The organism is Luteibacter sp. P4_D7_3 (assembly GCF_056401735.1).
The window spans coordinates 1-7560 of the sequence record NZ_JBFUIT010000197.1 but is presented as its reverse complement, the minus strand read 5'-3'; the positions used below and the strand labels follow the sequence as shown (position 1 = coordinate 7560).

Genomic DNA, 7560 nt, shown 5'->3' with positions numbered 1-7560 from the left:
GGTTGCATCTGGTCAGCAACCTGCTCTTCCTCGTCATTTTTAGCCTGCCCGCCGAACGGAGCCTCGGCTCCCCGCGCTTTCTCCTGCTCTTCCTGCTCGGCGGTGTGGTGGCGAACCTGATCGGTGCCATTTCGTTGACCGGAACCGGTGTGCCGATCGTCGGATGCAGCGGAGCCGTATCCGCCGTGGTGGGTGCTTATGTGACGCTGTTTCCGCGGGCGAAGCTCGGCCTCGTGCTTCCTCTGGGCCTCTTCCTCGAGTTCGTGCGCGTGCCGGCATTCGTACTCATCGGCATCTGGGCGCTGGTGCAGCTGCTCTTCAGTTATGCGGGCGCGAGCTATGGCGCCGTCGTGTGGTGGACCCACATCGGCGGCTTTGTCTTCGGCATCGTCTTCGCGTTGTTTTCGCGCGGGGCGATCGTGCGCCGCTTACGCGGCTGACATCTCGCGCGGCGCGTGCAGGTGCTCGCGCACGAAGTGACGCAGCAACCGGGTGGCCACGGGTGTCGCCACGACGGCGGCCAGCATGTCGTCCGGCGCCTGGCCTTCGTCACGAAGCACGTCGTGCTTGCGCCGGATGTAGGCGCGCATCACTTCGGCGGAAAATTCCGGGTGGAACTGTGTACTGACTGCGTGCCTTCCGTAACGGACCAGATGGTGCGGATCGCGTTCAGACCGCGCAAGGGCGATGGCGCCAGGTGGGAGCTCCATCACGCTCTGTTCGTGAGTGGCATGGGCGTGGAATCTTTCCGGCAACGAGGCACCGAGTGATTCGTCGGCCGCGCGTTCCGTCACGGTGGTGAGGCTCACCGTCCCCATTTCGCGTCCGCCGGGAAGGTAGTCGACACGGCCGCCGAGCGCATGCGACATCAGCTGGTGCCCGTAGCACACGCCCAGAAGCGGCAGGTCGACATCCATCGCATTCCGGATCCAGCCGGCCGTGCGTTCGCTCCACGCCAGTCGTTCGGTCACCATCGATGCGGAACCGGTGATCACCGCGCCGGCACACTCACCGGGCTCGGGGAGTCGATCGCCTTGCTCGACATCGATGATGCGCAGGTGTGTCGCGCGAAGACGCAGGCCAAGCTGGAACCAACGAGGGAAGTCGCCGTGACGTGCGCTGATCACGTCGGGTGCGCGGCCGGTACGCACGATGAGTAGGGGTTTCATGGGGAAATTGTATCGTCGATATCGGTGGGCGGAAGGACGTTGAGGACTTCGCGCGCCGTCGTGACGCCGGCGGCTACCTGCGCCGCCGCGGAGATGCGTAAGGGTTTCATCCCGTCGCGCAGGGCGGCGGCACCCAGGCGCGAAAGGTCCAGTTCGGCGGAGATGAGGCCACGCAACCGCGACGAGACGGGCATCATTTCGTAGATGCCGGTACGTCCGAGAAAGCCGGTCTTCCGGCACTCCAGGCAACCCACCGATTCGAACACGCGCTCGGGCACGGGAATGTCCCAGCCATGCGTGACGGCACGCCATTCGTCAGGATCCTGCGTCGTTGCCCGCTTGCAGTGCGGGCACAACGTACGCACCAGACGCTGGGCGACCACGCCGGTGAGCGTGGACTGGATGAGGTAGTGCGGCACGCCCAGGTCGAGCAGGCGCGTCACCGCACTTGGCGAGTCATTCGTATGCAGCGTCGACAGCACCAGGTGACCGGTGAGCGATGCCTGCACCGCCATCTGTGCGGTCTCGAGGTCGCGGATCTCGCCGATCATGATGATGTCCGGATCCTGTCGCAGCAGGGTGCRAACACCTGCGGCGAAATCCAGGTCGATCGAGGCCTGCACCTGCATCTGGTTCAGTTCCGGCGAGACCATTTCGATCGGGTCTTCTACCGTGCACACATTCAATTCCGGCTTGGCCAGATGCTTGAGCGTTGAATAGAGCGTGGTGGTCTTGCCCGAACCCGTCGGGCCGGTAACCAGCACAATGCCATGAGGCCGCTCGACCATGCCGCGCCAGAGCAGGCCTTCCTCTTCCGAGAAGCCGAGCTGCGCGAAGTCCTTCATCACCAGGTCGGGATCGAAGATACGCATGACGATCTTTTCGCCGAATGCCGTCGGCATGCTCGAGATACGCAGCTCGACCTCACGCCCACCGGCCGAACGCGTCTTGATACGGCCGTCCTGCGGGCGGCGCTTTTCAGCGACGTCCATGCGAGCGAGGATCTTGATGCGAGAGGTGACGGCGGTCATCACCGGTGGCGGTAGTTCGAACACCTTCTGCATCACGCCATCGATGCGAAAGCGCATCTGGCCGGCATCGCGACGCGGTTCGAGGTGGATGTCGGAAGCGCGCTGCTCGAAGGCGTACTGCAACAGCCAGTCGACGATGTGCACGACATGCCGGTCGTCGGCACCGAGTTCGCCACCCTTGCCCAGCTCGACCAACTGTTCGAAGTTGATGATCTTTGAGGTGTCGCCGATGCCCTTGGCGTCCTGGGCCAGCTGGATCGATCGCTGCACGCCGTAGAACTCGAGCAGGTAGCGGTTGATGTCGATCGGGCTGGCGACGACGCGGCGTACGTCGCGACGAATCATGTGGGCGAGGTCAGTAGCCCATCCGGCGTCGAAGGGTTCCGCTGTGGCGAAGACCACTTCGCTGGTCGTGGAGGACACCGGCAGGATGCGGTGGCGCTGCGCATACGCGCTGCTGACCACCTGGGTGACCTGGGCCACGTTGACCTTCATTGGATCGATTTTCAGATAGGGCAGGTCCGCCTTGGCGGCGACCCATTCCATGAGACCTTCCAGGCTCAGGGGGCGTCCGTCCTCACGACGGTTCACCGGCTTCGCGTTGGCGACGACCACGAGCGGGTGAAGCTCGATCGCGGTCTTGCCGCTCCTGGACCCCATGCGGACGCGTTTGGCATCTTCCCCGGTCAGGTAGCCGTCGACCACCAGGGAGGCCAGCACCTCGTCGAGTTCGAGGCGGCCACGGCGTCCCAGGAGTGCGCCAAGTTGCGGATTGACTACCATCGCTTGCGACCCTGTGTGAATCCCACGCCGCTATACTAGCCCGCTTTATCAAGGACTCGGGAACCATGTCCGCGCCCACTTTCCAAGACGTGATCCAGACCCTGAACCGCTATTGGGCGGACCAGGGCTGCGTGCTGGTCCAGCCCCTCGATACCGAGGTCGGCGCGGGAACCTTCCACCCGGCGACCTTCCTTCGTGCGCTCGGACCCGAGCCCTGGGCAGCCGCCTACGTGCAGCCCTGCCGTCGCCCGACGGATGGCCGCTATGGCGACAATCCCAACCGACTGCAGCACTACTACCAGTACCAGGTAGTGCTCAAGCCGAACCCGGACGACATCATCGAGCTCTACATCGGCTCGCTGAAGGCGCTGGGCATCGACCCGCTGGTCCACGACCTGCGTTTCGTCGAAGACAACTGGGAATCGCCGACGCTGGGCGCCTGGGGTCTGGGCTGGGAAGTCTGGCTCAATGGCATGGAGGTGACGCAGTTCACCTACTTCCAGCAGGCCGGCGGCCTCGAATGCCGTCCCGTCACCGGCGAGATCACCTACGGTCTCGAGCGCCTGGTGATGTACCTGCAGAACGTCGACAGCATCTACGACATCGTCTGGACGCACGCGCCACACGGCATGGTCACCTACGGTGACGTGTTCCACCAGAACGAGGTGGAGCAGAGCACCTACAACTTCGAATACGCCAACGTGGCCGAGCTGTTCCATTGGTTCGACGTCTGCGAAGGCGAAGCCGCCAAGCTGATCGCCGCGGGCCTTCCGCTGCCGGGCTATGAGCAGGTCTGCAAGGCCAGTCATGCGTTCAACCTGCTCGATGCGCGTCGCGCCATCAGCGTGACCGAGCGCCAGCGCTACATTCTGCGCGTCCGCACCCTGGCGCGCGCCGTGGCCGAGGCTTACGTCGCACAGCGCGAGAAGCTCGGCTTTCCCGGCCTGAAGAAACACAAGGAGGCCGTCCATGGCCGATAAGCGCCTGCCGCTCGTCATCGAGCTGGGCACCGAAGAACTGCCGCCGAAGGCTCTCGACGACCTCGCTGCCGCGTTCGCGCGCGGCGTCGTGGAGGGTCTGGAAAAGCGCGGTGTGGCCGCCGACTACGCCTCGGCGAAGGCGTATGCATCGCCCCGCCGCCTCGCTGTGCATATCGCCGATGTCGCCGTCGCCCAGCCCGAACAGACCGTCGAACGCCGTGGCCCCGCCGTGGCCGCCARCCTTGGCGCGGATGGTGAGCCGAGCAAGGCCCTGGTCGGCTTCGCGCAGTCCTGCGGCGTCGATGTATCGGCGTTGGAAAAACTCGAGACCGACAAGGGCGCCTGGTTCGTTTTCCGGGCCGTGAAGGCCGGGCAGCCGACCGCTGCGTTGCTGCCGGAGATCGTCACTGAATCGCTGAAGGCCCTGCCGATCCCGAAGGCCATGCGCTGGGGCAATCGTGACGACAGCTTCGTGCGTCCGGTCCATACCTTGCTGATGCTGCATGGCGCGGACATCGTCGAAGGCCAGATCCTTGGCCTGACCAGTGGTCGCCTCAGCAACGGTCATCGCTTCCACCATCCCAAGCCGATCCACGTTGCCGACGCGGACAGCTGGCTGGACGCCTTGCGCCACGCGCACGTCCTCGCCGACCCTGCCGAGCGCCGCCAGCGCGTGCGCGACGAAGTCGCCCGCGTGGCCACCGGCGGCGTGCCCAGCCTGTCGGACGGGTTGCTCAACGAGATCGCCAACCTCACGGAATGGCCGGTCGGCATCGCCTGCACGTTCGAACGCGCCTTCCTCGACGTGCCGCCGGAAGCCCTGGTCACCACGATGGAGACCAACCAGAAGTTCGTCCCGGTGTTCGATACCGAGGGTCGCCTCACCGAGCACTTCATCGGCGTGGCCAATATCGAGAGCAAGGACCCGGCCGAGATCCGCAAGGGCTACGAGCGGGTCATCCGCCCGCGCTTCGCGGACGCCAAGTTCTTCTGGGACGAAGACCTGAAGTCCCCCCTGGCGGACTACCAGGAAGGTCTGAAGAACGTGACCTACCAGCAGTCGCTGGGTAGCCTCTGGGACAAGACCGTCCGCGTGGCGGAACTGGCCCGGGTGATCGCCAACCGTGTCGGTGTCGATGCCGGGCAGGCCACGCACGCCGCTGCTCTGTCCAAGTGCGACCTGCTCACCCGCATGGTCGGTGAATTCCCCGAGCTGCAGGGCGTGATGGGCCGTTACTACGCCTCGCGTCAGGGCATCGACGCGAACGTTGCCGATGCGCTGGACAGCTTCTACCAGCCCCGTTTCGGCGGCGACGCCATCGCTGCTGGCAAGGTTGGCCAGGTGCTGGCCGTGGCGGAGCGCCTGGACACGCTGGCGGGCATCTTTGCCGTGGGCATGAAGCCCAGCGGCAACAAGGATCCCTTCGCCCTGCGCCGCGCCGCGCTGGGCCTGGCTCGTACCCTGATCGAGGGTGGCCTGGACATCGAATTGCGCGCCACCCTGACCGAGGCTCTGGAGATGATTCCGGAGACGGCCCTGGTGGCAGGCGTGAAGCCGGGCAAGGACGGCAAGGTCCCGGCGGTCGATGTCGGTGCACGTCGTCGCGAGTTGGGCGACGACGTGCAGGCCTTCGTGCTCGAGCGCCTGCGCGGCTATTACGCCGACCAGGGTTTTTCGACGGACCAGTTTGAAGCCGTGCTTGCCGTGGCACCTGCCACGCTGCCCGACTTCGATCGGCGCCTGCGCGCGGTGGGTGAGTTCGCACGCCGCAGCGAAGCCGCCAGCCTGGCGGCTGCGAACAAGCGCGTGGCCAACATCCTGCGCAAGCAGGCCGAAGAGGCCGATGCCGCACCCATCCCGACGACGGTCGACGCCGGGTACTTCGAGTTCGACGCCGAGCGCGAACTACATGCCGCGCTGGCGGCTGCCCGGGCGGAGTCGCAAGGCCTGCTCGCGGCAGGCGACTACACCGGCACGCTGGCGCGCCTGGCGGCGCTTCAGGCACCGGTGGACCGGTTCTTCGACGACGTGCTAGTGAACGCCGAAGACCCAGCGGTGCGCGCGAACCGCCTCGCGCTGCTTGCACAGCTCAAAGCGACCTTCGGCGCCATCGCCGATATCTCCCGCCTCTGATCCGACCGTGCTGCCTCCCACCCTGCCTGCCTTAGCAGGTGTGGTGGGAGCGGCTGCCGTATCCGGCTGATCAGGCCGCCGCGGCGCCCTTGTCGTCCTGGATACGCGACATCAGGGTGCGGCGGAAGGCAATCATGCGATCGGCATAGTCGCCCTCGTTCGAGCGGGCGAGGATGGCGTACATCTCCGCAACCAGGTCCGCGTGGCGCACCGGCGAGAAACGGCTTCCCGTCATCTCGATATCCGACTGCAGTAGCTTCATCGCTGCCGCCAGGCGCGATGCGTCGAGTGCCGTCGCCGGTTGGCCCACGGCATGGTGGCTGCCGTCGCGTCCACGCATCGACTCCGACGTCTCGGTGGGGGTCGCCGGGTCATCGCCCGAGCCGTCCAGCATCATCGGGCCTTCGCCCGCCGCCAGCCACACCAGCGAAAGGCCCAGGGTCTTGGCCATGGTCACGCAACGGCCGCGCGACGGGTCGGTATTGCCGTCGCGCCAGCTACGCACGACACCTTCCGAGAACCCGCAACGGCGGGCGATCTCACTGACACTGCCCGAGATCTTGATGACCGCGCGAACGCGGCTGGCGAATGAAGAGGCCGGTACGCTGGCATCTCCACGGCTGTTATCCAGGCCGCCCATGGCGGAATCGGCCAGGACGGATCCCCTCGAATTGTCGTTCATGCGCATGGAACCTCGTTGTTTTCTACAGGCCGCCCCCCGGCGATTTCGCGAACAAACGCGCGAACCTCGCAATCGGTGTACAGCGATTGCCCTTCGAAAGCCTTTCGTTTGAGAAGTTTCGTAAGTTCGAGGGTATCCGGATCGCGCTAAAGAAAGGCTTCGCGCCACATGACATCTTGTTTAGACAGGGGCGAACGCCTTATGCGACGCGCTTACCCCCCGTTCTGGCTAGGAATGTTTCCTAGGCCAAAGTCCTAATTCACCAACGCCGTCTTTGTGAGAATTCCGTAAAGTACTGGTAATTCGAAAGATTTTTCGGCCCATTGAGATTGCTTCGTAAATTACTGCTGCAACATGTAAATCGAATGTAAAAATTTCGCATTGCTTACTCGTGAAACCTTACGTATATCTGTCACGTCGCCGTAGCAGGCGATGATTCGGGGAGCGTGATCTTTCGTTGGATCACGTTGTTTAGTGGGGACTTTTGCCGCCGATTCAAACCAGAGCCTAGCGTATGCCGGGCCGGGGTCGGCTTGTCGCTAATCGCAGGTTCCTGCGATAGCGGATTTTAACGGGGAGAAGCATTCAATGAATTCGCGTCAATACCGCGCAGCGTCACTGGGACGTCGCACCGCGCTCGCCCTGGCCATCGGCCTGGGTTCCGTGTCGGGTGCTGTTTTCGCCCAGGCGACCACCGGCGCCATCTTTGGTCAGGTACCCGCCGGCGCTGGCTCAACCGTCAGCGTCACTAGCGATGCCGGCTTCACGCGTGACGTGACTG

General features: G+C 64.6%; 7 protein-coding genes. 4 read left to right on the top strand and 3 right to left on the bottom strand.

The features are described 5' to 3' along the window. Positions 1-440 (top strand): rhomboid family intramembrane serine protease (locus tag AC1DSN_RS15390; RefSeq protein WP_477331499.1); only part of this gene is annotated, 440 nt, incomplete at its 5' end. On the opposite strand, the gene AC1DSN_RS15385 is transcribed toward AC1DSN_RS15390, so the two are convergent. Together AC1DSN_RS15385 and tfpB are read right to left on the bottom strand one after the other, a co-directional pair. Beyond that, positions 429-1169: a glutamine amidotransferase gene (locus AC1DSN_RS15385; protein ID WP_477295786.1), complete on the bottom strand. Its 741-nt coding sequence runs from the start codon at positions 1167-1169 to the stop codon at positions 429-431. The two genes, AC1DSN_RS15390 and AC1DSN_RS15385, sit on opposite strands and share 12 nt — an antisense overlap. Next, positions 1166-2983: a type IV pilus assembly ATPase TfpB gene (gene tfpB / locus AC1DSN_RS15380; RefSeq protein ID WP_477331497.1), complete on the bottom strand. Its 1818-nt coding sequence runs from the start codon at positions 2981-2983 to the stop codon at positions 1166-1168. Before tfpB ends, AC1DSN_RS15385 begins: the two co-directional genes overlap by 4 nt. Positions 2984-3048: 65 nt before the next feature. Between tfpB and glyQ the strand changes: the two genes are divergently transcribed. After that, entirely contained in the window at positions 3049-3963 is a 915-nt protein-coding gene (glyQ, locus tag AC1DSN_RS15375; RefSeq protein WP_477295788.1) for a glycine--tRNA ligase subunit alpha, read from the top strand. Further along, entirely contained in the window at positions 3953-6097 is a 2145-nt protein-coding gene (gene glyS / locus AC1DSN_RS15370; RefSeq protein WP_477331495.1) for a glycine--tRNA ligase subunit beta, read from the top strand. Before glyQ ends, glyS begins: the two co-directional genes overlap by 11 nt. A 70-nt stretch (positions 6098-6167) precedes the next feature. On the opposite strand, the gene AC1DSN_RS15365 is transcribed toward glyS, so the two are convergent. Then, positions 6168-6779 (bottom strand): helix-turn-helix domain-containing protein, encoded by a 612-nt coding sequence (locus tag AC1DSN_RS15365; protein ID WP_477331493.1) that lies wholly within the window; start codon positions 6777-6779, stop codon positions 6168-6170. A gap of 588 nt (positions 6780-7367) precedes the next feature. On the opposite strand from AC1DSN_RS15365, the gene AC1DSN_RS15360 reads away from it, so the two are divergent. Further along, positions 7368-7560, top strand: a 193-nt coding sequence (locus AC1DSN_RS15360; protein WP_477331491.1) for a hypothetical protein, incomplete at its 3' end; no start/stop codon positions are given.

Coding starts and splice junctions, on each gene's coding strand:
- AC1DSN_RS15365 (WP_477331493.1), bottom strand. CDS start 6,779: ATGAACGACAATTCGAGGGGATCCGTCCTGGCCGATTCCGCCATGGGC.
- glyQ (WP_477295788.1), top strand. CDS start 3,049: ATGTCCGCGCCCACTTTCCAAGACGTGATCCAGACCCTGAACCGCTAT.
- AC1DSN_RS15385 (WP_477295786.1), bottom strand. CDS start 1,169: ATGAAACCCCTACTCATCGTGCGTACCGGCCGCGCACCCGACGTGATC.